The 25813-nt window shown below is 71.8% G+C and carries 19 protein-coding genes; all 19 read right to left on the reverse strand.

Features of this window, described 5'->3' with window-relative positions; genetic code table 11:
* Positions 1-5 precede the first annotated feature (5 nt).
* The 19 genes from AC1Z4A_RS29265 to AC1Z4A_RS29355 all read right to left on the reverse strand — a co-directional run bounded on the left by AC1Z4A_RS29265 (position 6) and on the right by AC1Z4A_RS29355 (position 25742).
* Positions 6-1235 (reverse strand): polysaccharide pyruvyl transferase family protein, encoded by a 1230-nt coding sequence (locus tag AC1Z4A_RS29265; RefSeq protein WP_483682873.1) that lies wholly within the window; start codon positions 1233-1235, stop codon positions 6-8.
* Positions 1232-2179: a glycosyltransferase family 2 protein gene (locus AC1Z4A_RS29270; RefSeq protein ID WP_483682874.1), complete on the reverse strand. Its 948-nt coding sequence runs from the start codon at positions 2177-2179 to the stop codon at positions 1232-1234. The genes AC1Z4A_RS29265 and AC1Z4A_RS29270 overlap by 4 nt, the downstream gene beginning before the upstream one ends.
* Positions 2176-3522: a hypothetical protein gene (locus AC1Z4A_RS29275; RefSeq protein WP_483682875.1), complete on the reverse strand. Its 1347-nt coding sequence runs from the start codon at positions 3520-3522 to the stop codon at positions 2176-2178. Before AC1Z4A_RS29275 ends, AC1Z4A_RS29270 begins: the two co-directional genes overlap by 4 nt.
* A gap of 5 nt (positions 3523-3527) precedes the next feature.
* Positions 3528-4802: a DUF4910 domain-containing protein gene (locus AC1Z4A_RS29280; protein ID WP_483683771.1), complete on the reverse strand. Its 1275-nt coding sequence runs from the start codon at positions 4800-4802 to the stop codon at positions 3528-3530.
* A gap of 20 nt (positions 4803-4822) precedes the next feature.
* Positions 4823-5848: an NAD-dependent epimerase/dehydratase family protein gene (locus tag AC1Z4A_RS29285; protein ID WP_483682876.1), complete on the reverse strand. Its 1026-nt coding sequence runs from the start codon at positions 5846-5848 to the stop codon at positions 4823-4825.
* 3 nt (positions 5849-5851) lie between these two features.
* Entirely contained in the window at positions 5852-6499 is a 648-nt protein-coding gene (locus AC1Z4A_RS29290; protein WP_483682877.1) for a PIG-L deacetylase family protein, read from the reverse strand.
* The gene (locus tag AC1Z4A_RS29295; protein WP_483682878.1) at positions 6496-7290 is read right to left on the reverse strand and encodes a glycosyltransferase family protein; all 795 of its coding nucleotides are present in this window, start codon (positions 7288-7290) and stop codon (positions 6496-6498) included. The genes AC1Z4A_RS29290 and AC1Z4A_RS29295 overlap by 4 nt, the downstream gene beginning before the upstream one ends.
* Positions 7287-8522, reverse strand: coding sequence for a class I SAM-dependent methyltransferase (locus tag AC1Z4A_RS29300; protein ID WP_483682879.1), 1236 nt, complete (start codon positions 8520-8522; stop codon positions 7287-7289). The genes AC1Z4A_RS29295 and AC1Z4A_RS29300 overlap by 4 nt, the downstream gene beginning before the upstream one ends.
* Entirely contained in the window at positions 8519-9727 is a 1209-nt protein-coding gene (locus AC1Z4A_RS29305; RefSeq protein ID WP_483682880.1) for a glycosyltransferase, read from the reverse strand. Before AC1Z4A_RS29305 ends, AC1Z4A_RS29300 begins: the two co-directional genes overlap by 4 nt.
* 8 nt (positions 9728-9735) lie before the next feature.
* Positions 9736-11034 carry an O-antigen ligase domain-containing protein gene (locus tag AC1Z4A_RS29310; RefSeq protein ID WP_483682881.1) on the reverse strand — a complete coding sequence of 433 codons (1299 nt, stop codon included), beginning with the start codon at positions 11032-11034 and terminating at the stop codon, positions 9736-9738.
* A 1-nt stretch (position 11035) separates the two neighbouring features.
* On the reverse strand, positions 11036-12556 hold the full coding sequence (locus tag AC1Z4A_RS29315; protein WP_483682882.1) for a right-handed parallel beta-helix repeat-containing protein: 1521 nt from the start codon (positions 12554-12556) through the stop codon (positions 11036-11038).
* A gap of 9 nt (positions 12557-12565) precedes the next feature.
* Positions 12566-14542, reverse strand: coding sequence for an alginate lyase family protein (locus tag AC1Z4A_RS29320; protein ID WP_483682883.1), 1977 nt, complete (start codon positions 14540-14542; stop codon positions 12566-12568).
* Positions 14539-16725 carry a bi-domain-containing oxidoreductase gene (locus AC1Z4A_RS29325; protein ID WP_483682884.1) on the reverse strand — a complete coding sequence of 729 codons (2187 nt, stop codon included), beginning with the start codon at positions 16723-16725 and terminating at the stop codon, positions 14539-14541. The genes AC1Z4A_RS29320 and AC1Z4A_RS29325 overlap by 4 nt, the downstream gene beginning before the upstream one ends.
* Positions 16726-16743: 18 nt before the next feature.
* Positions 16744-18678: an asparagine synthase (glutamine-hydrolyzing) gene (asnB, locus tag AC1Z4A_RS29330; protein WP_483682885.1), complete on the reverse strand. Its 1935-nt coding sequence runs from the start codon at positions 18676-18678 to the stop codon at positions 16744-16746.
* 3 nt (positions 18679-18681) lie between these two features.
* Positions 18682-20244, reverse strand: a complete 1563-nt coding sequence (locus AC1Z4A_RS29335) for a Wzz/FepE/Etk N-terminal domain-containing protein (RefSeq protein WP_483682886.1) — start codon at positions 20242-20244, stop codon at positions 18682-18684.
* On the reverse strand, positions 20241-21611 hold the full coding sequence (locus tag AC1Z4A_RS29340; RefSeq protein ID WP_483682887.1) for a Wzz/FepE/Etk N-terminal domain-containing protein: 1371 nt from the start codon (positions 21609-21611) through the stop codon (positions 20241-20243). Before AC1Z4A_RS29340 ends, AC1Z4A_RS29335 begins: the two co-directional genes overlap by 4 nt.
* A complete protein-coding gene (locus AC1Z4A_RS29345; RefSeq protein WP_483682888.1) occupies positions 21601-22866 on the reverse strand; it encodes a glycosyltransferase family 4 protein in 1266 nt (421 codons plus the stop codon). The genes AC1Z4A_RS29340 and AC1Z4A_RS29345 overlap by 11 nt, the downstream gene beginning before the upstream one ends.
* Complete coding sequence (locus AC1Z4A_RS29350) at positions 22856-24181, reverse strand: nucleotide sugar dehydrogenase (protein ID WP_483682889.1); 1326 nt, start codon at positions 24179-24181, stop codon at positions 22856-22858. Before AC1Z4A_RS29350 ends, AC1Z4A_RS29345 begins: the two co-directional genes overlap by 11 nt.
* 82 nt (positions 24182-24263) lie before the next feature.
* Positions 24264-25742, reverse strand: coding sequence for a sugar transferase (locus AC1Z4A_RS29355; protein WP_483682890.1), 1479 nt, complete (start codon positions 25740-25742; stop codon positions 24264-24266).
* Positions 25743-25813 lie beyond the last annotated feature (71 nt).

A 25813-nucleotide genomic window follows, 5' to 3' on the forward strand; every position in this document is an offset into this window, starting at 1 on the left:
CTTCTTCATCGAGCCTCCCGCATGGCGTGGGCGTGGGCGTGGTCGGCCGCCGGGAACAGGGCCGCGGTCAAGGTGGTGAACTGGTGCTCCAGTTGCCGGGTGGCGACCAGGTTCCGCTCGGAGAGGGTCCGTCGCAGCTCCGCCGATCGCTGCTCCAGGGATCGGAACTGCTCGAGCAGCCGGCCTGCGTCGACCTCGCGGGCAGGGTGGCAGTACGTGCCCAGCCCCATCCGGGCCATGAGCGCGTCGCTCTTCGCCGCATAGCTGAGTGCGAGCGTCGGCGTGCCGGTCTTCAGCGCGCAGATCAGGTTGTGGTACCGGGTCGCCACCACGGTGTCGGCTGCCGCCGTCTCCTTCATCAGGTCGGCCAGCGAGGCCGCCTCGGCAGCGGTGACCAGCGGTGAGTCCACCGCGTCGAGGATCGCGGCGACCACCGGCGCATCGCACTCGTCGCCGGTGAGCAGCCGGACCGGCCTGCCGTCCTCGACCAGCGCGCGGACGAACCGAGTTGTCCCGTCGAGGTAGCGCCGGTGGATCTCCTCGGCCCGGGCGCGGTCGTCGTTGCCGCCGTGGAAATCCATGACGCCGACGCAGACCGGGCCCGGCGGGTCCGAGGACGCGCTCGCCTGAGTCGGTGTCGGCAGGGCGAACGCGAGGTCCGGGTAGACCTCGTCGCGCGCGGTGTCCACGCCCATCTCCCGTATCGCGTCGCGGGATTGGGCATCCCGGTACGACCGGTACGTGGCCAGCCGCGCCGACCAGCGCACCAGGGCCCGGGTAGGCCGGTTGCCGATCGTGTCGGCGCCCACGCCGACCAGCGCGACCCGGGTGCCGAACAGCCGGCCGGTCGCGCAGAGCAGGAACAGCGAGTACGGGAAGCCCCACGGCCGCAGCGGCAGCGTGGCCTCCAGGACGCCCATGCCCGGCACGATCACCACGTCGTGCCGGCGCACCCAGGCAGCGGTGCGGACGGCGTCGACGAGTTTGCCCAGGCCCTTGGCCGCGATCGCGCCCGCACGTGACGCGGTCCGGTACTCCCCGCGGTACCAGTGCAGCCGCGTCGCGGGGATCCGGTACCGGGTCGCGACGACCTCGGGTCCGCCGCACAGCGCGTCCACGACCGCCTCCGGGTGCTCGGCACGGAGGTACCCGAGCACGGCTTCCAACGACCCGTCGTTGCCGAGGTTGCCGGAGCCGAGCAGGCCGAACACCCCCACGCGTGCCGCAGTCTTCATGCCCGCCGCCCCTCACGGCCCGCGACGAGGGCGTCGACGGAGACAGCGAGCCGGCCCGGGTCGACGGGGGCGCGGTCCTCGACCCGCTCGCCGGCGCCCGGCCGGGCCCGGCTGGTCGTCCATGCGGCCAGGTGGCGGTAGCACGCGCGCCGGTCGGCCGCGGACAGCGGCGCCCGCCGGATCGCCGCGACGAAGCCCCAGACGTACTCGGCGAGCAGCCGGGGCGTCGGGTGCAGCGGGCCTGCCCGGCGCGGGTCCAGGTTGACGCACCGGGAGCGCTTGGAAGGGTTCGCCCGCTCGGCGCGGGTGGGGTGGTCGCGGCGGAAGTACAGCAGCTCCGGCACCTGGTGGAAGGGACCGTGCAGGACGATCTCGGCGACGAACGTGCGGTCCGCGTGGTGGTAGCTGTCGTGCGGCTTCACCCGGCGCAGCATGTCGGCCCGCATCACCCCGTAGAAGTCGTCGCCACCGGGCTCGAACAGGAAACTGCGGAAGCGCTCCGGCGCGTGCGGCGAGTCGGTGGCGAGCCCGTACTCGTACGGGACCTTCACCTTGCCTTCGCCGTCGATGACCGCCTGGTCGGAGTGCGCGAGGATCACGTCCGGCCGCTCGTCCAGCGCCTCCACGCAGCGCCGTAACAGGTCCCGGGCGTACAGGTCGTCGTGCGAGGCCCACTTGAACAGCTCGCCGCGGCATTCGGTGAACACGTAGTTGTGGTTCGGCGCGGCGCCGATGTTCCGGGGCAGCCGGAGGTACCGGATGCGCGAGTCCTGTGCGGCGTACTTGCGGCAGATGTCCTGCGTCCCGTCGGCCGAGGCGTTGTCGGAGATGACCAGCTCGAAGTCCTCGTAGGTCTGGCCGAGCAGGGCGTCGAGCGACTCGGCCAGGTATTCCTCGCCGTTGTACACGGGCAGGCCGATGCTCAGCCTGGGGTGGGCGGTCATGTCGTCCTCACTTCGGGGATGCCGTCCTCTGCTTCGGGGATGGGGGCGCGGTGGCGCTCGAGCAGGGCGATCCGCAGCTGCAGCCACCACACGGCCGAGCCGCAGGCGGTCGCGGCGGCGACGCCCCAGGCCGAGCCGACCGTGCCGGCCACGGCCGCCCCGCCGATCCCGCCGCCGAGGTAGCAGGCGGAGGCGAACAGCTGGCAGCGCAGGCTGCGCCGGGCCGCGGCGAGCGCGCGCAGCCCGGCCGCCGCGCCGCTGCCGAGGCCGGCGCCCGCGACGCCGAGCGTGGCCGGCACGATGAGCTGCGAGGCGGAGTGCCAGACGTCGCCGAGCACGAGTTCGCCGGCCCGGTCCGGCATCAGCAACAGCGCCGAGCCCCACAGCAGCGCGGCGGCGGCCTGCCCGCCGCCCAGCAGGAGGCAGAACCGGCCGAGCCGGTGCGGTGCCTGCCTCAGCACCCGGGCCGCCTCCGCGACGGTGACCAGCGACAGCCCCATCAGCAGGGCGAGGAACGGGCCGAGCAGGAGTTCGGCGCCCCGGACCGCACCCACCGCGCCGACCCCGGCGATCGCGCCGAGCCCGTACGCCCGCAGCTGGCTCGCGCCGCTGAGGCTGACGTTCTCGACCAGGTACCGGGAGCCGAGGTCGCGCTGCTCGCGGAGCCACCCGCGGGCCTGGGCCACCCGGGGCCGGATGCCGGACTGGAGGAAGCCGTATCCGGCGGCCGCCGCAGCGGCGGCGCCCCAGGCCAGCACGAAAGCGGCCACGGTGCCCACCCGGGCCGCCACGACCATGGCCGGAACGAGCGCGACGCCCTGCACGAGGTCGTTGGCGAACGCCTTCTGCCCGGTGCCGGCGGCGAAGAACGCGAACCGCCGGGAGTCCTGCAAGAGCAGCGCCGGCAGGGCGACGCCGAGGCAGGCGAACGCGGGCCCCACGTCGCCGCCGAGGCCGAGCCCGACCAGCAGGCACACCGCGCCGAGGGTGGCGCCGACGGCGAGCGCGGCCCCCGACGACCGGGCCGCCGCCGCGCGCCAGGTCGCCTCCGGCACGCCGCTGAACCGCACCACGAGCGGGTCGGTGGCCAGCCCGCGGGAGACGTTGAGCACCACGCCGTAGGTCAGCCAGGCCAGGCTGAACACGCCGAACGCGGTCACCCCCAGCTCGCGGGCGACGTAGATGCCCACCGCAAAGTTGATCATGCTGGAGACCGCCTGGTCGGCCAGCCCCCAGGACAGCCGGCCGACGACGCCCCGTTGGGCGGACCGCCCGGTCTCCCCGGGCCCCTCCGCCGGTGTCGCTGTCGCCGGTGTCGTCGCCTTCACCCCCTCGGTGGTCATCGGCGTCACGCCTTGATCAGCCCGGCGCCGTGCAGGGCGCCGGCCGCGGCGGCGACGGTGTCGAACGGCAGCCCGGACCGCTCGGCGACGTCCAGCAGACTGTGCTCGCCGTCGGAGAGACTGAGCACCCAGAGCATGGCCATCTCGGCCTGCTTCGCGTCGCTGCGGCCGCCGAGCGAGTCGTACAGACCGCGCCGGCCCAGCTGCGGCTCGCCGTAGGGGCTGAGGTTGACGTACCGCCGGTTGCGGTCCAGCACGGCGAATGCCTCGCGGCAGACGGCGAGGGTGTCCGCCATCGCCTCCGGGGAGACGAAGTCCGGGTTGTCCGCCGAGGTGTGGTACTCGGGGTAGCCGGCGTACGGGGTCCGGCTGAGCGAGCCCACGCCGAGATCGAAACCGGGGGAGCAGAACTGCCGCTCGTCATAACCGTACGGAGTGAACTCGGCGACGTGATGCTGACGTTCGGATGCGCGCAGCACGTGCCGCATCACCCGGTCGATCTCCGCGTCGCCGCGCCTGCTCTGCTTGTACGTCAGCCGGCCCGGGTCGCCGGCGCAGGCCAGCACCAGCCCGTGCTTGACCTGTTCCACCCGGTCCGCGTTGCGGGCCAGCCAGGTGATCGCCCCGATGGTGCCGGGCGCGAAGATGAACCGGTAGGTGTAGTACGGCGTCCGCTCCGCCAGCGCCCGGGCCAGGAACGTCGCCACCGCGATGCCGGCCAGGTTGTCGTTGGCCAGCGACGGGTGGCAGACGTGGCAGGAGACGATCACCTCGTCGGCGACCTGCCCGGGGACCACGTGCTCGGCGTAGGTGAGGTGGCCGTCCGCGAGTGTGGAGTCGATGCACACCTCGTACTCGCCGTCCGGCAGCGCGTCCAAGGTCTCCTGGGCCAGGCAGAACCCCCATTCCGGCTTGTAGTAGCTGGTGCGGTACGGCACCCAGGCCGGGTGGTCCGGCAGGGTGTGCAGGTGTCCGCGCAGCTCGGCCAGCGGCATGGTCGCCGACACCGGCACGCTGTAGCCGAGCACGTGCAGGCTGGACGCGGCGAAGTCGACGACCCGGTTGCCCGCGGAGTCGGCGATGTACGCGTCCCGGATGTTCCACTCCTGCGGCACCGTCCAGTCGAGCACCCGAGTCCCGGTCGGTACCTCGTGCACCTGCAACGGGACGTACTCGTCGATGATCTCCAGGGTGGCGCGCACGCCGTCGCCGGTGATGCTCCGGCACAGCGGGTACAGCCGCTCCACCAGGGCGTGCATCTGTTCGCCGGTCGAGGTCATCGGCTGTTCGCCGGTCGCGGTCACCGGCGCCACCGCAGGGTGTCGTCGACGGCGCCCGCGTCGGACGCCGCGCGCAGCACGGCGAGCCGGGTGAAGCGTCGCTCGAAGTCCTCCCGGGTCAGCCCGTGCTTGCGGTAGGCGTCGGCGAGTTCGAGCGCGCCCTGCTTCACCGTCCACTCGCAGTCGAAGCCGGGTATCGCGGCGCGGAACCGGGAGAAGTCCACCCGGTAGGACCGCGGATCGGCACCGGTCTCCCCGGTGATCACCACCCGCGCGCCGGACACCGCCTCGGCGACCTGCTCGGCGATCTCGGCGACCGTGACGTTGTTGACCTCGCTGCCGATGTTGAACGCCCGGTCGTGCACCGCTTCCCGCGGCGCGATCAGCGCGGCCGCGAAGGCCCCTGCGATGTCGGCGGCGTGCACCAGCGGGCGCCAGGGGGTGCCGTCGGAGAGCACCAGCACCTCGCCGGACAGGAGCGCGTGGCCCACCAGGTTGTTCAGCACGATGTCGGCGCGCAGCCGGGGTGAGTAGCCGAAGGCGGTGGCGTTGCGCATGAACACCGGGCTGAAGTCGCCGTCGGACAGCGCATGCAGGTCGTCCTCCACCCGCACCTTGGACTCCGCGTACGGCGTCACCGGGCGCAGCGGGGCATCCTCGGTCACCAGGTCGTTTCCGCCGGTGGCGCCGTAGACGGAGCAGGTCGACGCGTACAGGAAGCGCCGCACTCCGGCGTCGCGGGCCAGCCGGGCCAGCCGCACGGACGCGTGGTGGTTGATGTCGTAGGTGAGCTCCGGCGCCAGCGATCCCAACGGGTCGTTGGACAGGGCGGCCAGGTGGATCACGGCGTCCACCCCGGCCACGTGGTCGGCCGTGACGTCGCGCAGGTCCACCCGGTGCCCCTGTGGGTCCGTGGGTGTCGGGCCGAGGACACAGCCGGCGAACAAGCCGGCGTCGAGACCGACGACCTCGTGCCCGGCGGCCGCGAGGACCGGGGCCATCACGGTGCCAAGGTAGCCCTGGTGTCCGGTGAGCAGTACGCGCAAGGTTCAATCCCCCAGGTCGAGAGTGAGTTTGGTGACGGCGAACGCCTCGGCGTAGCGCGCGTGGCATTCGATGCCGCGGATCCGTGCAAGACCGATGAAGGCCTCCCGGTCGTACCAGGGCCGGTGCCGTTGCGAGGGGTAGTGCTCCTGCAGCAGCCGCACCTTCTGTTCGGCGGTCTCCGGCGACAGCGGCTGGTACGCCGCTGGACGGCCGAGATCGGCGTCCCACTTGACGATCTCGTAGCCGAGCACGAGGTGGTCGCGGAATGCGGTGGGTATCAGCTGTGCCAGGCCGCGGTGGTCCTGGTGCGCGTCGTCGGTGCGCGGGGCCAGGATCAGATCCGGCTCGGTCCGCTCGCGCAGCTCCTCGACCGCGGCCTTGGCCTCTTCCCAGTGCACGGGCAGCCGGCCGTCCGGCAACTTGAGCACGGTCAGGTACAGTTCGGCGCCCGGACAGAAGGCGGCGAGCGCGGCCTTCTCCTCCTGCTCCCGCTCGGTGCCGCCACCGGAGAGCACCAGAGCGTCGACGCGCAGACCCGGCCGCGCGAGGCACATCGTCAGCAGCGTGCCGCCCGCGCCGATGGCGATGTCGTCGCAGTGCGCGCCCACCGCGACGATCCGGTCCAGGCGCCCGGCCCCGAGCCGGATCACGCGCTCACCCCCGCGCCGTCCCGTTCCCACACGGCCCACGGGCGGTCGCCCCGGGCGTAGGCGGCGTCGAGCGCGGCCCGCTCCTTCACCGTGTCGGTCGGCTTCCAGAAGCCGCGGTGCTGGTGCGCCACCAGCCGGCCGCACTTGGCCAGTTGGGCACATCCGTCGGCGACCAGGTCCCCGTTCTCCGGGATGTGGTCGAAGACCTCCTGGCGGAGCACGAAGTAGCCGCCGTTCTCCCACAGCGGCAGTTCGCTCACCGGGGTGATGCCCCCCACCAGGCCGTCCTCGCCCAGGTCCACGCAGTGGAACGAGGACTGCGGCGGCACCACCATCATCGACGCACCGGCGTCGCGCCGCGCGAACCGGTCGATCATCTCCGGCAGCGGGGCGTCGGTGAGCACGTCGGCGTAGTTGGCGAGGAACATCTCGTCGCCGTCCAGGTGGTGCCGCACCCGACGCAGCCGCTCCCCGATCGGCGACTCGATGCCGGTCTGCGCGAAGGTGATGGTCCAGTCGGCTATATCGGTGGACAGCAGCTCGGTCCGCCCGCCCCGCAGCACGAAGTCGTTGGACGTGGTCTCTTCGTAGTTGAGGAAGAAGTTCTTGATGTGGTGAGCCCCGTACCCGAGACACAGGATGAAATCGGTGTGCCCGAAGTACGCGTAGTAGCGCATGACGTGCCAGATCAGCGGCCGCGGGCCGACCATCGCCATCGGCTTGGGCATGTCGTCGGAGGCTCCGCTGCGCATGCGCAGCCCGTAACCGCCGCAGAACAGAACAACCTTCATGACTGGACCTCGACAATGCTCAGTTCCGGAATGGGAAAGACAAGGCGGCCGCCCCAGTCGTGCACGAAGGACAGCTGCTCGACCAGCTCGGCCCGCAGGTTCCACGGGAGGACGAGGACGTAGTCCGGCCTGTCGGCGGCGATCTGCTCGGGCGGCAGGATCGGGATGCGGGTGCCCGGGGTGAACCTGCCGTGCTTGTAGGGGTTGCGGTCGACCGTGTACGCGAGCAGGTCGGGTCGGATGCCGCAGTGGTTGAGCAGGGTGTTGCCCTTGCCCGGGGCGCCGTAGCCGACCACCGTCTCGCCGCGCTCGGCCGCCTCGACGAGGAACCGCAGGAGGTCCCGGCGCACCTTGGCCACCCGGGCGGAGAACTCGGTGTACCCGGACAGCTCCTGCAGCCCGGCAGCCTTCTCCCGGGCCAGTACGTCGGCCACCCGGCGGCTCGGCTCGCCGGCCACCTCGGTCGGCCGGGCCCAGAGCCGGATGGAGCCGCCGTGTGTGGGCAGCAGCTCGACGTCCACGAGCGCGAGTCCGCCGCTCGCCAGCGCCCGGGCCGCGGACGCGACCGTGTAGTACTGGAAGTGCTCGTGGTAGATCGTGTCGTACTGGTTCTCCTCGATCAGGGTCAGCAGGTGCTGCACCTCGATGGAGACCCAGCCGTCGTCGGCGACCAGGGCGCGCAGCCCCTGGGTGAACCCGACCACGTCGGGGATGTGCGCGTACACGTTGTTGGCCACGACCAGGTCCGCCGGGCCGTGCTCGGCGCGGACGGCCGTTCCGGTGGCCGGGGACAGGAACTCCGTGAGCGTGGGCACACCCGCGTCCCGCGCGGCGGCGCCGACGTTCACCGACGGCTCGATGCCGAGGCAGCGGATCCCGTGGTCCACCACGTGCTTCAGCAAGTACCCGTCATTGCTCGCGACTTCGACCACGAAGGCGTCGGGGCCGAGACCCACCCGCTGTACGGCGTCGGCGACGAACGTGCGCGCGTGCTCCACCCAGGAGGTCGAGTAGGAGGAGAAGTACGCGTACTGCGTGAACGTTTCCTCCGGGGTGATCAGCGGAGGGATCTGCGCGAGCCAGCAGTCGGTGCAGACCCGCAGGTGCAGCGGGTACGCCGGCTCCGGCTCGTCCAGTTGGTCCGCGGCGAGAAAGCTCTCGCACGGCGGGGTCGCCCCGAGATCGACGACGCTCGCCAGCGCCGCCGAGCCGCAGAGTCGGCATCGTGTCATCTACTGCCCCCCATTGATTCCGTCCGACCCGCGATCGCGGTCCGGTACCCCTCCACCAGGCGTTCCAGCCCGACGGCCGGGCTGAAAGCCTGCTCGTATCGGCGCCGGGCCGCCTGGCCCATCTCCCGGTTGGGCGCCTGCCCGGCCGTGATCCGGCGCAGGCAGGACGCGAGCGAGGCGGGTTCGCCCGGCCGGTGCAGCAGCCCGGTCACCCCGTCCTCGACGAGTTCGACGAAGGCGCCGTGACCGGCGGCGACGGCCGGGACCCCCGCCGCCATCGCCTCCACGACCACCAGGCCGAACGCCTCCAGCCACGTCGAGGGAGCCACCACGGCGACCGATTGCGCGATGGCCTGCCGGCACTGGGCCGCGTCGTACAGGCCGACGTACCGCACGTCGTCCCGGCCCGCCGCCCAGGCGGTCACCTCTCGCTCCAGTGGCCCCGCGCCGGCGACCACGAGCGGCACGCCCGCACCGCCGCTCGCTGTGATCTCGTCCCACGCGGCCATGAGCAGCCGCACGCCCTTGGCCTCCGCGAGCCGGCCGAGATAGAGCAGATGCCTGCCGTCGCCGGCTCGACGGACGCCCGGTTCGGGCACGAAGTTGTGCTTCACCGCCAGCCGCTCGGCCGGCATGCCGGCCCGCACCAGGACGTCGCGCTGTGCTGCGGAGATGCAGAAGAACCGCTCCACGCCGGACCACCACCGCCGCCGGTTGACCGACAGGCTCACCGCGAGCGGCACCGTCGCCAGCCGGGAGTTCCGGTAGCAGCCGTGCCGGACGGCGGGCAGCGGCGCCGCCCCGACGCACTCGGTGCACGGCCGGCCGTCCCGCTGCAGCGTGCCGGGCGGGCAGACCTGGGTGTAGTTGTGCAGCGTGGCCACGGCGGGCACGCCGGCGTCGGCGCAGGCGGCCAGCACCGCGGGCGACAGGAGCGGGAAGACGTTGTGGACGTGCACCACGTCCGGCCGCTCGGTACGGAGCCGGGCGGCGAGCTCCGCGCGGACCGCCGGGTTCCACGGCACCAGCAGCGGCACCGCAGCCTTGCCCGGCAGGGAACGGGCGGCGATGTCGTCGCTGCGCCGCTCGAACACCTCGACCCGGTGGCCGGCCGCGCGCAGCAGCCCCACCTCCTGGTCGACGACCTTGTTCTCCCCGCTCGGCTGCGCCGAGGAGTAGCGGTTGTGCACCACGAGAACGTGCATGCTTGAGGTCACCTCCGATCCTTGGCCCATCGCGGGATACGTCGTCGAGGGATGCCGGGCGCCGGGAGGGGCGTGGCCGCGGCAGGTGCCGCAAGCAGCGAGGCGGCCAGGGCCAGATGCAGCAGATACGGCGAGGCGTCGCCCAGCCCGGCCTCGGTGTACGACGCGATCGCGCAGTAGCTGATCAGGAAGATCGCGCAGGCCCTCGACAGCGACGGTGGCCGCAGCAACGCGACGCCGCCCAGCACGATGATGATCGCCGCCACCAGGGCGATGCCGGTCAGACCCTGCTCGTTGTAGACGGCCAGCCAGCTGTTGTCGATCGGCAGCCCGCCGAACGACTTGTCGCCCAGGCCCACGCCGAACAACTCCTCCACGGTCGTCCGGGGTGCTGCCAGCAAGGCGTCCCAGACCTTGGCCCGACCGGTGAGGTTGCTGAAGTTCTCCTTGCTCTGTCCGCGCAGGAACCAGGCCTGCAGCACGGGGCCGAGCGCCACCGCGGCCACCACGGCGCACAGCACCGCCCAGGTGAAGAACCGGCGGGCTGCGGCGCTGGTCAGGACGAGCGAGCCGATCGCCAGCGTCAGCCCGATGAACAGGCCGAGCGTGGCCGTCCGGGTGTGGGTCAACGCGAGGAGAACGAGTGACGGCACGATGACCACCGTCGCGCTCGCCCTGTCGGTCCGGCGGCCCAGGACGAGCAGCACGGTGAGCCCGATGATCACCGCGGCGTACTGTCCGATCTGCGGCGGCGTGAGCGGCCACAACGCGCCGACCAGCCGCCCGCCGTAGAGATCGGGCATGGCCGCGCCCGGTGAGGCGACCAGGCCGGCGGCCACCGACCCGAGCACCGCGAAGTACATCCGGATGTGGTGCCGGACGAACGTCAGCCCGCCGTCCCACCAGCGGCTGAGCAGCCACAGCGTGCTGACGAAGAGAGCCAGCCGGGCGCACCGGAACAGCGCGCCGAACCCGGACTCCAGGTGCGCACTGGAGATCACGCTCGGCACCAGCAGCAGGGTGAGCAGGAACAAGTAGGCGCCGGCATGGATGCGCAGCCGGGGATTGAGTGCGAGCGCCAGCGCGAACGCGGCGACCAGCGCGCCCATGGTGGCTATCTGGATGAGGGAGCGGGGCAGCGGGATGATGGTCCTCGCCCCGGCGGAGCCGAGCGTGTTGAGGATCAGCAGCCCCCAGACCGTGCCGACGATCCTCGGTGTGCCGGCAGGGCGCGGTTCGGTGCCGGGCTGCGTGCCCGCCGTATCCGGTCCGCCCGGCAGCGCACCGTGCATCAGGTTCCCGGCCATCTCAACCACCGGCCCGTGGCGCGAAGGTGCTGCCCGCGTCCTGCTGGTACGGAGTGCCCTGCCACTGCCCGGAGTCGAGCACCCGGCTCGGGTCGTGGGCGACGAATTTCCACGGTCCGATGTACACGTTGTCGTGCCAGCGGTTGTCCTGCTTGAGGGTGATCGCCTCGGCCACCCGTTCGCCCTGGTACGGCGACCAGTCCGGATAGGTGCCGTAGTTGGCCAGCACCGCCATGCGGTCGCACTTCACCGTGCAGTCGACGACGGACGGGTCCAGCACGAAGCGGTTGTTGTGGATGTCCACCCGCTGGGTCTTCCACCGGCAGTCGGTGTAGAGCGGTGCTGTGGCGATCGCCGGCCGCGCGCAGCGGTCGGAGTGCCGCACCAGCAATGTGCAGTCACCGGACGAGGTGTTGGCCGGGCTGTTGCAGAACCGGTCGGCGTTCTCCCACAGGGTGATTCCGGACCAGTTGTTCTCCAGTACGTTCCGGTAGATCTCTATCTTGTCCGTGCGGGCTCGGATCTGTGGTTCGCCGCCGGACTCGGACAGGTAGACGGTCGCGAACGGGAAGTTGTCGCCGCGGTCGGCGTACTTGCGGCCCTCGACCAAGTTGTTCCGCCGGATCGTGTTGTTCCGGATGACCGCGTTGTAGCTGGTCTCGTAGATCAGCGCGGCACCGTCGTTGGCCTCGAGCACGTTGTCCTCGATGCGGAAGTCGTTGTTGTTGGTGTCCGCCCACAACCCGGTTCCGCGGTTGTCGTGCACCCAGTTGCCGCGTACGTCGGCGCCGTTGACGGCCCAGAACTTGACGCCTCCGGTGCAGCCGCAGCCCGGCTGCCGCCGCTCCCAGTCCTCGGTGTTGTTGGCCACGATCTCGTTGCCCTCGATCACCAGGCCGCTGATGGGGTCGCCGGTCTTGTATGCGTTCATTCCGTACTGTCCGTTGCTGCGGAGGCAACTGGCGCGGACCTGCTGGCGGGCACCGGCCATCAGCCCGGCGCCGGAGTTGTTCTGGATCGTCGCGTGCTCGATCACCCACCCGTCGGCCGAGTCGTGGTTGACCACGCCCTCGTTCTGCGGCGCGACGAATCCCTGCACGGTCAGGTAGCGGATGGAGACGTTGCGGGCGGTGCCGCCGAACGCGTACTGGTTGGTCTTCCGGCCGTCGAGCACTGCGCCGGGCGCGCCGAGGTAGCTGTCCCCGTCCTTGGGGATGACCTGGGCGTAGCGGTCCGGCTCGAGGCTGTGCTTGCCCGGTTGAAGCCAGAACGTGGTGTTCGGGGGGCTGCTCTTGGTCTTCGCAGCCAGGTCACCGGCCACCGCGGGGTCGACCGTCACTGCGCCCTCCGGCGCCTTCGCCGGCCCGGCCGCAGGTTTGGCGCACACCCCGGCCACGGACGTGGATGGCCGGGCGCTCGGCTCCGCCGCCGGGGCGCCCGGCGTGCTGTCACAGCCGGTCGCCAGCAGGACCAGCGCCAGCGGTGCCGCCGGCAACGCCCAGTTCCGCCACTTGATCCCCACGCGTCCTCCCTAGCCGCGGAACCCGAGTACGGTGGTGAACTCCTCCGCGCCGTCGGCGAAGCCGGTGCCGACCAGCGTTGTGGCGGGTTCCTTGCGCCCGAAGCCGGCGGAGTACCAGCCCAGGGGCGGGTCGGTCTCGCCGCGATGCGCCCGCCAGCACAGCTGCCCGGGCAGGTCGAGCACCGCGGAGCGGTCCTCGCCGTCCCGGGCCCAGGTGAGCACGGCCCGGTTCCCCACCAGGTCCGCGGCGATCGCCGGGCCGAGGTGGAACGCCAGGCGCACGGCCCGGCGCGGGCCGCGCACCTCGTCGACCACCCTCAGCTCCTGGTGCGCGGCCGTCAGTTCCACCCGGCGGCGGTGCACGGAGCCCTGGTAACCGTCGTGCTCGGCGCTCCAGCGGGCCATATCCTCGTTGGACGTGTCCGCGACCAGGACGCGGCTGCGGGCATGCCGGGTCCAGAGGAACGGGCCGCCGGAGACGGACTGGTCACCGCCGTCCAATTGCAGGGTGTTGTGGCCGAGGGTCGACCGGAAGTACTGCCGCCACTCGGGCTGCCCGTGGTAGCAGAACGTCCCCGGGTCGGCGAGCACGTCGACCCCGTCGTGCCGGACCTCCACGGACAGCGCGTCCGCGTGGGCATGCGCGGCGATGGACAGGAAGCCGTGCGGGCCGGCGTCGCAGCGGCACCAGATCTCCGCCGTCTCCGCCGGACCGCGCAGGATCGTCATGCCCGCGTCGGCGAAGTGGCCCGGCCTGCTTGCCGGGCGGCTCACAGCCGGTGCGGTTCCGTTCTTCGAGTACGGCCGGATGAGCGCGGCCAGCAGCGGGGTGCGCACATCGGTGCCGGTCACCTCCGGCCACCAGGCGAGCCGGCCGAACACGGCGTCCCCGGTGGCCAGCAGCGAGGCCCAGCGGTCGGTGCCCGCGCCGTCCAGGACCAGACCATGGCCGTCGTCCGCGTCCCCCTGACGCGGCGGCCGCAGCCGGCTGTCCACGACGGCCGCGAGCGCGTCGGTCATCCGCAGCAGCACCAGCCGGACGGACGCGGGGACCGGCACGCCGGCGGCATCCGCCTCGGCCACCGCGGCCAGGCCGAGTTCCAGCACAAGTCCGTGGTACTCGGTGGCCAGCTCGCGGTTGAGACCGGAGGCGAAGGTGTTGCTGCGCAGGTGCCGCTCCAGCGACCGCAGCGCGTCGGCTCGCCAACGCGCCGAGGAGGGGAACCACCCGAACGCGCAGGCCGCTGCGAACTGCCCGGCGGCCTCGGCGACGACGTGGTTGTTCGCCGAGGACCCTCGGCTGGGGAAGGCGGCCAGCCAGCGCTGGTGGTGCCAGATCTGGTTCCGCGCCACCGGGTTGTCCTCGAACAGCCCGGCCACGCCCGGCCAGTCGTCGAGCAGCCGCCGGATCCACACCCAGGACAGCAGCCGGATGCCCAGCTCGATGCCGCTGATCCAGTGCACGCCGCGCAGTGGTGGGTTGGCCGCCCACCACGACCGCAGGTGCTCGGCCACGCGCTCGGCGTACCGCTCGTTCCCGGTGATCGCGTAGGCGGCGGCGAGCACGGTGAGGTACTGGTGCCGGGACAGCTCCCAGATCTGCTTGATGTCCCCGACCGCGTCCTCGTTCCGGTACGGCACGTCGAAGGCGTAGCCCCACGGAGCCCGGCGCCCGGTCTTCGGGTCGTACCACCAATCCGGGTCGGTGAGGTCGTCGCGGTCCACCCCGAAATACTCGGCGTGCCCTTCCATCAGCCGGTCCGCCTCGGCGATGAGACGTTTCGCGGCGTCCGGTGGCACTGCAGCGATCGCCCCGGCGGGCAGGACCGCGGTGAACCGGGCGCCGGTCACGCTCGGGCAGTCCGGCCGCGCCGACCGCCACCGCCGCCTGCGCACTGCGTCGCCCACCCGGCCGCCGGCCTCCCGCGGTCCCATCCGGGACAGCCGCCGCAGGTACCAGCCCGGACTCCCCGAACTCACAGTCATCGCGCCCTCGCCAACGTCACCGGCGCGCCGCTGGCCAGGCCGGCTTGCACGGCGAGGGTGGCCGCCGTGGTGGCGACCAGCGACTCCAGCGGCACCGGCATCGGCCCGCCGGTCCGCACGGCCTTGACGAACGCGGCCAGCTCGGCGGACTGGCCCTTGTCCCGGGCCTGGGGCAGCCGCGAACTGACCCATCGCTTGCGGCCGGCTGTGCTGTCGAAATACACCGAGGCACGGACGAAGTCGTCGAGCCGCAGCACCTTGCCGTCCGCGACCAGGTCCAGCGTCTCCTTGGGGAAGCCGGGCGCGCCGGTGGTGACGTAGCTGATGGTGGCGGTGGACCCATCGGGGTAGCGCAGCACGACCTGCAGGTCCTCGTTGCCGGACGTGGCGACCGCGTACACCGAGACCGGGTCGGCCGCGAGCAGCCAGCTCGCCGTGTCGATGAAGTGCCCGCCCTCGCCGGCGAACCGCGAGCCCTCGGTGCCCTGCTGGAGGTACCAGCTGCCGTGCTGCAGCCGGCCCGCGTTGACCAGGTAGCGCAGGCTCGCCGGACCGGAACGGGCGCCGAACCGCTTCCTGGCCTCGTTCAGCAGCGGCGCGAACCGGCGGTTGAAGCCCACCTGCAGCCGGTCGTTGCCGGACTCCTCCACCGCCGCGAGTACCCCGGCCAGCTCGTCCTCGGTGAGTGCCAACGGCTTCTCCACGAACACCGTCTTGCCGGCCAGCAGTGCCTTCCGGGTCAGTTCGGCGTGCGAGCTGTGCCGGGTGACCACGAACACCGCGTCGATGGACTTGTCGCCGAGCACGGCGTCGAGATCGGTGGTCGCCCCGGCGAAGCCGAACTTCCGCTGCGCGTTGGCCGCGGACAGCGCCGTCGTGGTGACGACGGTCGACAACTCGACGCCGTCGCGCTGTGCCAGGTGCGGCAGCAGCATCGACGTCGCGTAGTTTCCCGCGCCGACGAACGCCAGCCGCACCGGCGTCCTGGCGGTCCGGGCCTGACTCCGCTTCACGTTCACCGCGGGCACGGTCACCGCCGGAGCCTCCGGCTCTCCCGCCTGTTCGGGGTACCGGAACAGCACGGCCACGGCCTTCAGGTCGCCGTCCTTCAGGCGCTGGTACGTCTCGACCGCGTCGTCGAAGTCGGCGATGTGGGAGACCAAGGGCTCCACGTCGACGCGGCCGCGGGCGAGGAGATCGAGGAAGCACGCCAGGTTGCGGCGCTCGGTCCAGCGCACATAGCCGATCGGGTAGTCCCGCCCCTCGAGCTCGTACTCCGGGTCGTAGCGCCCGGGGCCGTACGAGCGGGAGAACCGGACGTCCAGCTCTTTCTCGTAATACGCGTTCCACGGCAGGTCCAGGCGGCACTTGCCGATGTCGACGACCCGGCCGCGGTCCCGGCAGAGCCGGGCGGCCAGCTCGACGGGCTGGTTGCTGCCCCCGCCGGCGGCCAGGTACACCTGGTCCACGCCGTGACCGCCGGTGAGTTCGGCGACGGCGGCCTCCACGGCCGCGGACGCGGGATCGCCGCAGGCCGCAGCGCCCAGGCGCTCGGCGAGCCCGCAGCGCACCGGGTCGGGGTCGGCCCCGACGACGCGGACTCCCGAGGCAGTCAGCAGCTGCACCACCAGCTGCCCGATCAGCCCGAGGCCGATGACCAGCGCCACGTCGCCGAGCTGTGACTCGCCGCGGCGGACGCCCTGCAACGCGATCGACCCGACGGTGCCGAAGGCCGCGTGCCGCGGCGCGAGGCCGTCCGGCACCCGGGTGCAGAGGTTCTTCGGTACCCAGTTCAGCTCGGCGTGCAGCGCGTGCTCATTGCCGGCGCAGGCCACGAGGTCGCCGACCTTCACCTCGTCGATCCCGGTGCCGACCTGCTCGACCACCCCGCACAGCGAGTAGCCCAGCGGCGTGTAGGAGTCCAGCTTGCCCATCACCTTGCGGTAGGTGGCGGGCACCCCGTTGGTGGCCACGCTCTGCACGACCTTGGCCACCTGGTCCGGACGGGAGCGGGCCTTGCCCAGCATCGACATGCCGGCCTCGGACACCTTCATGAGCTCGGTCCCGGTGGATATCAGCGAGTAGGCGCTGCGGACCAGCACACCGCCCGGCTTGCACCCCGGCACCGGCACGTCGAGCACCGCCAGCTCGCCGCTCTTGTAGTTCTGCACAACCTGTTTCACCCGAACTCCTCTGAATTCCTAAGCCGTTAACCGAGTGCTCTGGCCGGACCCAGAGGTCGCGTCGCGATACCAGTACTCGAGGGTCAGCACATGCCACAGATGCTTGGAGAAGTCCCGCTGCCCGGCGGCGTCCTCGGCGACGAGCCGCGCCAGCGCGTCGCGGCGCAGGAACCCGGAACGGACGAGCACGCCGTCGTGCACCACCTCGCGCACCAGTGGTGCCAGATCCCGGCTCATCCAGGCGCGCAGCGGGGCGCTGAACAGGCCCTTGGGCCGGTAGACGATCTCCCGGGGCAGGATCGAGGTGGCCGCCTCCTTGAGGACGGCCTTGCCCTGCCGTCCGACGATCTTGCGATCGCCGGGCACGGCGAACGCCGCCTTGACCACCTCGACGTCCACGTACGGCACCCGCACCTCGGTCGACGCGGCCATGCTCGACCGGTCCGTGTACGTGAGGTTCAGGCCCGGCAGGAACATCCGGGCGTCGCCCAGGCACATGCGGTTGACGAAGTCGTCGAGGTCGTTGTCCTGGTAGATGTCCGCATGCTCGGTCAGCACGTCCTCGACCGTCCCGGCCAGGTCCGGATGGACCAGGGCGAGCAGCTCGTCCTGGTCGTACATGGTGTAGCTGCGCCGGAACGCGGTCTCCTCCGGCAGATCGGCGAAGGAGAGGAACCGCTTGGCGAAGCGCACCGACCGGTACCCCCGGCGGGAGGTGGCGACCGGCAGCCGGTCCACGGTGGCGGACACCCCGCGCCGCAGGGGCCGCGGGATGCGCTGGTAGCGCAGCGCGAGCAGGTTGGCCAGGTGCTTGCGGTAACCGGCGAACAGCTCGTCGGCACCCATCCCCGAGAGCATCACCTTGACCCCGGCCTCCCGGGCGGCCGAGCAGATCAGGAACGTGTTGATCGCGGCGGGATCGCCGATCGGCTCGTCCAGGTGGTACGTCATCTGCGGCAGCAGGTCGAGCACGTTGGGAGCGATCTCGATCTCGTGCAGGTCGACGCCGAAGCGCTCGGCCACCCGCCGGGCATAGCGCAGGTCGTCCGGCATCGCCTCGAACTTGGCGTCCTCGGCGCGGAACCCGATCGTGTAGGCGGAGATCCCGGGTCGGTGGCGGGCCGCCAGCGCGGTCAGATAGCTGGAGTCGAGACCGCCGGAGAGGAAGGTCGCCACGGGTACGTCGGAGAGCAGGTGCTGCCGGGTCGACTCCTCGACGACGGCAGTCAGGTCCGGCCGCTCGCCGCTCCGGGCACGCTCCCGGCCCTCGGCCGCGACGTCCTTCAGGTGCCAGAACCGGACGCGCTCCACCCGGCCGTCGGGCCGGCACCTGAGCCAGCTCCCCGGCGGCAGCTTCTCCGCTTCGCGGAACGCGCAGCGCGAGTCCGGCACCCAGTAGTACAGCAGCGAGGCCACCAGAGCCGCATGGTCCACCTCCAGCGACCCGCCGGTCACGGCGGCGAGCGCCTTGAGCTCGGAGGCGAACACCAGGCCCGCACCGCGCCGGAGCAGGAACAGCGGCTTGATGCCGAGCTGGTCGCGGGCGAGCACCAGGTCACCGGTTCGCTCGTCGAAGATCGCGAACGCGAACATGCCGCGCAGCCGGGGCAGGCAGTCCGTGCCCCAGCGCCGCCAGGCCTCCAGCAGCACCTCGGTGTCGGAGGTACCGCGGAAGCGCACCCCGGCGGCTGCCAGTTCGGCACGCAGTTCGGGCGCGTTGTACAGCTCGCCGTTGTACGTGAGGGCGAGGCCGCCCGAGACCATCGGCTGGGCGCCGGTCCCGGACAGGTCGATGATGGCCAGCCGGCGGTGCCCGAGGTGCACTTCGCCGTCACCGGCGGGGTGACTGTACCGGCCCGCCCCGTCCGGCCCGCGGTGGGCGATGATATCGGTGAGCCGGTCGGTCACGGCCTTCCCGTCCGGCCATTGGTAAGTGCCTGCGATGCCACACATGTTCTAGCGCGCCTCCTGGTCGCTGTCCGGGACCCGTGCGGCCGGCATCGACGGCCGCTCCGTCCGCTGCCGGCCCTCCCCGACTGCCTTGACGGCGTGGGAGGTACCCCCATCGTTCTGCCGGGCCGGCCGCTCGTCATGGCCGCGCAGCGCGGTGTGCAGCCCGTCCCACAGCGTGCCGTCGGTCCGGTCACGCGGATCGGGGTCGATCAGCACCACACCGATCACCGGAATGCGCTGGTCCGCGAGCTGCCGCGCCACGGTGTGCAGCCACGCGGCGCTGCCGTGCCCGGCCCGCACGACGAGCACGGTCCGGCTGCCGAGGTACCGGAGGTCGGTCCACGCCGTGCCGGGCGCGACCGAGCCGACGCCGAACCGGTGCTCCTCGGGCGACACATCCGCAGCGTCCTTGCCGCTGACCACGGTCGGGCCTCCTGGCTTCCGGCCGTGATGGGCCGGCTGCGGGCCGGGCAGACCGTCGACGATCACCACGGGCCCGTCCGGCGCCAGTGCCTCGGCGAGGTCCAGGGCGATCACGCTCGTGCTGTGCGCACAGCCCAGTTCGAGCAGCGACACCGGTTCCGCGGAGCCGCGCACGGTGCGGGCCAGGGTCGCGGTGAGCCGTTCGTGTGCCGCCCGGGTCCGCCGGCGCTGCCACGGCCCGGCCGACCGGCGGGGCGCGTGGGGCAGCTCCGCGATGACCGAGGCGCCCAGGTTCGCCGCGATCTCCCGGCGCAGCACGGGGCGGTCCGCCACCACCGTGCCGACCGCGGCCACCGCGAGCCCGAGGCCGAGCCCGAGGACGAGCCCGATCGCGGCGTTGGTGACAGCGGCCCCGGGCAGGGAGTGCGACACCGCGCGCGGGCCGTCCACGATCTGCGTGCCGGCGATGAGCTTGGGCGTGCCGGTGCGCGCCTCCGTGGCGCGCTGGTCGAAATCGGCGATCCGCGAGGTGAGCTCGGCCCGGCGGGCGAAGAGCGACTCGATGCTCGCCGATGCTTTCGGGTCGCTCCCCGGCGATCGGTCCCCGATCTCCTTGTTGACCTGGGCGAGTTCGTCCCGCATGCGGTCACGCTGGTCGAACAGGGCCTTGGCCTCGGCCTTCGCGGCCTCCTGCATCCGTCTCACATGGTCCGCGATGAACGCATCGGCCAGCGCCTTGGCCCGGGCCACCGCTTTCGCGTCGCTGTCACCTGTCACATCGATCTGCAGCAGGTTGTTGGTCAGGCCGGTACCCCGGTAGTCCCGCATGAAGTCTTCCGGGTTCTCCGGGGACTTGAGGGACTGCAGGGCCTCGCCGGCGATCCGCGTGGTCCGGAGCAGCTCGACGTCGGTGCGGATCAGCGTTCCGGTGTCGTTCGGCTGGTCCGCCTGATGCGCGACCAGCACCTTGGCCACCGCGCTCGGCGGTGGCGGCAGCAGGACCGCCATCACCGCGCCGGCCAGCAGCCCCAGCAGCGCCATGGAGCACCAGAGGCGGCGGCGCCTGCGCACCGCCACCACCAGCGCCTGCAGGTCCAGCAGCGGAGCGGCGGCCGACATCTCCGCAGTCTTGCTCGTCGTCACACAGAACCTCCCCTCGCGTGGCCGCGAACCGCGAGCGCCAAAGTGGCGTTGTCCGGGGGATGACCGGCAGACCGCGCCGGACGGTCCCGGACCGTGCCGGCGACGACGATGCCGACGACCTCATGCCCTGCGTCCGCACACGCCTCGGCGATGCCGGCAAGCTCCTCAGCGGTCCAGCTGCCCGCGCTGAGCACGACCAGGGCACCGGACTCGGTGTCGCGGTCCGGCACCATCGGCCGGGACACCGGAACTCCCACCACCCGCAGCAGCGGACCGCTCTTGGCCTCGGCGACGAGCTGCCCGGCGGCCCGGCGGGCGACCTCGTCGCCGTCCGGTACGACAACCAGCAGCCGCCGGGGGGCCGGCAGCTGTTCCCGGAGGCGATCGCACACCCGCCGGTAGCGGATCCGCCTGCTGGCCTCGTCGCCGGACATCCGCGGGGCCGGTGTGTCCCACCGGGTGTCGACGCCCAGCAGCCGGCGGATCCAGGCCCGCGGACCACGGCCTTCCGGCCGGTGCGCGGGCCGTTCACCAGGTACGTCGACGGTACCCAGCAGCGCCGAGCCCAGTGCCGCGGCGATCTCCGGCTCGGTGCGCAGCCGGCGGTTCACCCGTGCGGCGGCGAGATGGCCGATGACCGCGAGCAGGAAGAACAGCAGCGCCCCGGCGACGACGAGCTGCACCCTTGTCGGCGGTGCCTCGCCGGTCGGCCGGGCAGCCGGCCCCATGACGACCATGCCGGCCTTGTTGGCCGCCGGGTCGGTCTGGTCCAGTTTCTTCATGGCCTCCTGCAGCGCGGTGCGCAGCTTCTCGAGTTCGGTGCGGGCCTGCACGCTCTCCACGGTCCGCCCCGGATCGGCCGCATTGGCCAGGTCGGTGATGCGGCGGCTGGTCTGCTCCACCTTCTGCCGCAGTGCCTCGGGCCCCGCCGCCGCGTCGGGGTCGGTGCTGTCGCCTGCGATCCGCGCGGCGAAGGTGACGAATTGCTGGGCCAACTGGTCGGAGAGCCGCTGCGCGCGCTCCGGCGTGTCGGCCGTACCCGAGATCTTGATGATGTTCCCGTCAGCGGCCTTGGCGCTCACGCGATCCCGCAGCTTGCCGCCGCTGACGCCCGTCCAGCCGAGCGCGGCGGCCGCGCGGTCGACCACCGCCGAACTGGTCGCGATCTCCGCCTGAGTCAGCAACTGGCGCTCCTCCCACTGCCCCGGCAGCAGTACCGATGCCGACGCCGTGTAACGCGGCGGGAACAGCACCACCGAGGTGCCGTAGCCGACGAGCGCGCCCACCAGGGCGAGGACGGCGAGAAGCCGCCAGCGCCGACGGAGAATCCGCCCGATCGTGACCAGGCGTATCGTGTCATCGCTCAATGGCGCGGCCTCCTCCCTGTGCGCAGGCAGCGGCGTAGGCGGCGAGCAGCGATTGCTGGGAGTTCCGCCAGGAAAGCTGCCCGCTGACCCGCTCCTGGCCGATCTTGCCCATCCGGGCCCGCCTCTCCGGATCGTCCAGCAGCAGCGCGATGAGCCTGGCGAATTCGGCCTCGTCGTTGGCGGGCGCGTAGACGGCGGCGTCACCGGCGGAGACGCGCGCCTCCCGGAGGTCGAACGAGACGATCGGCCGGCCCATCGCCATGTACTCCAGGACCTTGTTCATGGTCGACACGTCGTTGAGCGGATTGCGCGGGTCGGGGGAGAGGCACACGTCCGCGGTGGACAGGTAGCGCACCAGATCGGCGTCCGGAATACGCCCGGTGAACTGCACCTGCTCGGAGAGCCCGAGCCGCCGGGACAGCTCCACCATCGCGTCGAAGGCGTCGCCGCCGCCGACGAACACCGCGTGCCAGTCGGTCCGCCCGAGCTCGTCGCGCATCTTCGCAAGGGCCCGCAAGGCGTAGTCGACGCCGTCCTGAGGGCCCATGACGCCGAGGTAGCACAGCAGATGAGGCTTGCTGCGCTTCAACTCCGGTTCGGGCGGCACCGGTTGGAACCGGTCGACGGCGGGTGCACTGCGCACCACGAAGACGTCCGCCGGCCGCTTGCCGCCACGGCGCAGCGCGACGTCCCGGTAGCTCTCGTTCGTGGCGAGCACGACGTCCGCGGCCCGGTAGGTCAGCCGTTCCAGCGCGCACACGGCGCGGTAGAGCAGATCCTCGCCGCGGTCGAACCGGGAGAGGTACAGCTCGGGTACCAGGTCGTGCTGGTCGAAGACGAACCGTGCGCCGCGTCGCTTCAGCCACAGTGCCGGCAGGAACAGCAGGTCGGGCGGGTTGCAGGCGTGGACCACGTCGACCGGGCCGACCTTGCGGGCCAGCCGGGCCGTATGCCACAACGCCGATCCGTACTCCCGCAGGTAGCCGGCCGGCCCTCCGGTGGCCGCGCGCAACGGGTAGCGGTGGATCCGCACCCCGTCGATCTCCGCCTCCGGCTCCGTGTCCCGCTTGCTCCCCCGGGGACAGATGACGTGCACCTTCCAGCCCGCGTCGCGCAGCGTCGTGCACTCCTGCCACACCCGCCGGTCGAACGGCACCGACAGGTTCTCCACCAGGATCAGCGCGCGCCGGCCCGGCCGGTCGCCGCCGGCTGTGTCACTGAACGCTGTGTCACTGAACGATGTGTCACCAAGCAAGGCCCATGTACCCCGGTTCGGCCCGGCGCGTCTCGGCGTCGGGGAGGCGGACGAGGTCGACGATCACCGGGCCGTCGCCATGGGGAAGCGCCGACAGCACGGCCGGATCCCTGGTCCCGACCAGGCACACCTCGGCGTGCTCGAGCACCTCGTCGACGGAATCCGCGAGCAGCTGCGCGAGGTGCGGCAGCCGGGTCTCGATGTACTCGCGGTTCGCGCCGAGCAGCCGGGAGAGGCTCACGTTGGCGTCGTGGATCCGCAGGTCGTAACCCTTGCCGAAGAGCCTCTCCGCCAGCTCGACGAGCGGGCTCTCGCGGAGGTCGTCGGTGCCGGGTTTGAAGGACAGCCCGAACAGGCCCACCCGGCGCTTGCCGGTGCGCTCGACCAGCTCCACCGCGCGCTGCAGATGTGCGGAGTTGGAGGGCAGCACGTGGGCGAGGATGGGCACCGAGACGTCGGCCTGGTGCGCCGCGTGGATCAGGCTGCGCAGGTCCTTGGGCAGGCAGGAGCCACCGAAGGCGAAGCCGGGCCGCAGATAGGCGGGGCTGATGTTCAGCTTGCGGTCGGCCAGGAACACGTCCATCACCTGGTGCGAGTCCACCCCGAGCGCCCGGCATACCGCGCCCAGCTCGTTCGCGAAGCCGATCTTCAGGCCGTGGAACGCGTTGTCCGCATATTTGATCGCCTCGGCCACCGGGACGGGCACCCGGAACACCTCGCCGGGCAAGCCGTCGTACAGCGCCATCACCGTGTCGCCGCTTGCCGGGTCGAGTTCGCCGATGACGGTCTTGGGCGGGTCGAAGAAGTCCCGCACGCTCGTGCCCTCGCGCAGGAACTCCGGGTTGACAGCGACCCCGAAGTCGACCCCGGCCGTGCCGCCGACGTACTTCTCCAGGATCGGTACCAGGAGGTTCAGGCAGGTGCCCGGGAGCATGGTGCTGCGGAACACGACGGTCTGCCGCCCGCTGTGCCCACTGCGCTCCGCCAGCACTGCGCCGATCTGCTCGGTGACCCGCTCCAGGTACGTGGTGCACAGGCTGCCGTTGGGCTCCGACGGCGTGCCCACGCAGACCAGCGACACCTCGCTGCCCATGATCGCCTCGCGGACGTCGCCGGTGGCGCGTAACGCTCCGGTCCGCACGACCTCGGCGATGAGTTCGCCGATCCGCTCCTCGACCACCGGGGCCTTGCCGTCGTTGACCAGGTCGACCTTCACCTGGTTCACGTCCACCCCGATGACCTCGTGACCCAGGCTCGCCAGGCACGCGGCCGACACGCAGCCCACGTAGCCGAGCCCGAAAACGCTGACCCTCATGATCCGTTCCTCCCCCCAGGCAGGCCCTCCCGGCCTGCGGTCCGCGCGCCGGCGGGACGGTTGAGCCGCAGCCCCCCGCGCATCAGTAGGCCCCCTGCCCGTAGAGCACCGCACGCAGCGTCTTCCACAAGATCACTGTGTCCAGGGCGAGCGACCAGTCCTCCACATACCGCAGGTCGAGCCGGACCGCTTCCTCCCACGGCAGGTCGCTGCGTCCGCTGATCTGCCACAGGCCGGTGAGCCCGGGCTTGACCAGCAGCCGCCGCCGGATGTCCGGGCCGTACGCAGCGGACTCCTCCGGTAGCGGAGGCCGCGGACCGACGAGCGACATCGATCCGGTGAGCACGTTGAAAAGCTGCGGGAGTTCGTCGATCGAGTACCGGCGCAGCACTGCTCCCACCCGGGTCACCCGCGGATCCCGGCGGAGCTTGAACAGCAGGCCGGCGCCTTCGTTGCGGTCGGCCAGTTCGGCACGTGCCCTGTCGGCCCCGGCGACCATGGTGCGGAACTTGAGAATGGTGAACTCGCGGCCGTCCTTGCCGACCCTGCGCTGGCGGTAGAACGCCCCACCCCGGCTGTCCACCAGCACGAGCAGCCCGACGAGCACCATCAGCGGCGCGAACAGCATCAGCAGGATCGCCGCGCCCATCCGGTCGACGACCCCTTTGACCGCCCGGCGGCCTCCGGTGAAGGCCGGCATGCTGACCCGCAGCAGCGGGATCCCGAGCACCGCATCGACGTGCAGCCGCGGGCCGGCCACCTCCATCAGCACGGGGGCCACGACCATCTCGGCGTCGCTGCCTTCGAGGTTCCAGGCCAGCCGCTGCAGCCGGTCCGGTGACCAGTGCGGGTCCGGTGTGACCGCGACGACACGGTAGCCGTCGCGGCGGATGTGGTTGGCGACGTCCGCGAGTCGGCCGACGACCGGCACTCCGTCCAGTTGGTCACCGTCGGGCCCGAGACCGTCCGGCGTGCACACCGCCTCCACCTGCCAGCCGAGGTGCGGGAACTTGCGGGTCCGGGTGATCAGATCGCGCACGGTGGCCGGGCTCCCGGCAGCGAGCACCGGTCGCAGGCACCGTCCTTCCTTCCGCTGTTTGTGCAGCCAGAGGCGCAGCAGATACCGCGTGGTCATGCTGATGAGCGCGATCGCGGGGATCGCGACGAAGATCCAGAGCTTGATGTTGTGCGAGCTGAGGGCGATTCCGCCGAGCGCCAATACGACGGCCGCCGTGAACAGTGAGCGTCCGAGCCGGCGGAATTCCTCGGCGCCCTGGCCGAGCACGGCCGGAGCCCATGCCCGGCCCACCGCAAGCGCCCCCAGCACCAGCAGCTCGGTGCCGAAGGCGAGAATGGTCCACTTCTCGTGCCAGTTGGCCGCGTCCCGGACCCCGAAGAAGCCGCCGATCGCCGCCACCACGAAGGCGGTGGCCAGGGTATCGCTGGTGATCACGGTACGGCGGTACCGCTGTTCCCAGTCGATTGCGGGCTGACTGATTGCCCCGTTCGCCGGACGTCTTCGCGCCGACGGAAACGGGCTGACTAATCCCCCCTGCCGCACAGGACCCCCCAGGTCGCCAGTGGTTCGACGTGTTCGCCTAACACTGTTCCTCCCCCCTCGGGAGGCCCCCG

The sequence above is a fragment of the Streptomyces sp. 17_S59 genome (assembly GCF_056930295.1).

What these genes read in the sequence shown, in the direction of transcription:
- AC1Z4A_RS29295 (WP_483682878.1), bottom strand. Translation starts at nt 7,290, where the DNA reads ATGAAGGTTGTTCTGTTCTGCGGCGGTTACGGGCTGCGCATGCGCAGC.
- AC1Z4A_RS29300 (WP_483682879.1), bottom strand. Translation starts at nt 8,522, where the DNA reads ATGACACGATGCCGACTCTGCGGCTCGGCGGCGCTGGCGAGCGTCGTC.
- AC1Z4A_RS29275 (WP_483682875.1), bottom strand. Translation starts at nt 3,522, where the DNA reads ATGACCACCGAGGGGGTGAAGGCGACGACACCGGCGACAGCGACACCG.
- AC1Z4A_RS29270 (WP_483682874.1), bottom strand. Translation starts at nt 2,179, where the DNA reads ATGACCGCCCACCCCAGGCTGAGCATCGGCCTGCCCGTGTACAACGGC.
- AC1Z4A_RS29305 (WP_483682880.1), bottom strand. Translation starts at nt 9,727, where the DNA reads ATGCACGTTCTCGTGGTGCACAACCGCTACTCCTCGGCGCAGCCGAGC.
- AC1Z4A_RS29320 (WP_483682883.1), bottom strand. Translation starts at nt 14,542, where the DNA reads ATGACTGTGAGTTCGGGGAGTCCGGGCTGGTACCTGCGGCGGCTGTCC.
- AC1Z4A_RS29310 (WP_483682881.1), bottom strand. Translation starts at nt 11,034, where the DNA reads ATGGCCGGGAACCTGATGCACGGTGCGCTGCCGGGCGGACCGGATACG.
- AC1Z4A_RS29350 (WP_483682889.1), bottom strand. Translation starts at nt 24,181, where the DNA reads ATGAGGGTCAGCGTTTTCGGGCTCGGCTACGTGGGCTGCGTGTCGGCC.
- asnB (WP_483682885.1), bottom strand. Translation starts at nt 18,678, where the DNA reads ATGTGTGGCATCGCAGGCACTTACCAATGGCCGGACGGGAAGGCCGTG.
- AC1Z4A_RS29280 (WP_483683771.1), bottom strand. Translation starts at nt 4,802, where the DNA reads ATGACCTCGACCGGCGAACAGATGCACGCCCTGGTGGAGCGGCTGTAC.
- AC1Z4A_RS29265 (WP_483682873.1), bottom strand. Translation starts at nt 1,235, where the DNA reads ATGAAGACTGCGGCACGCGTGGGGGTGTTCGGCCTGCTCGGCTCCGGC.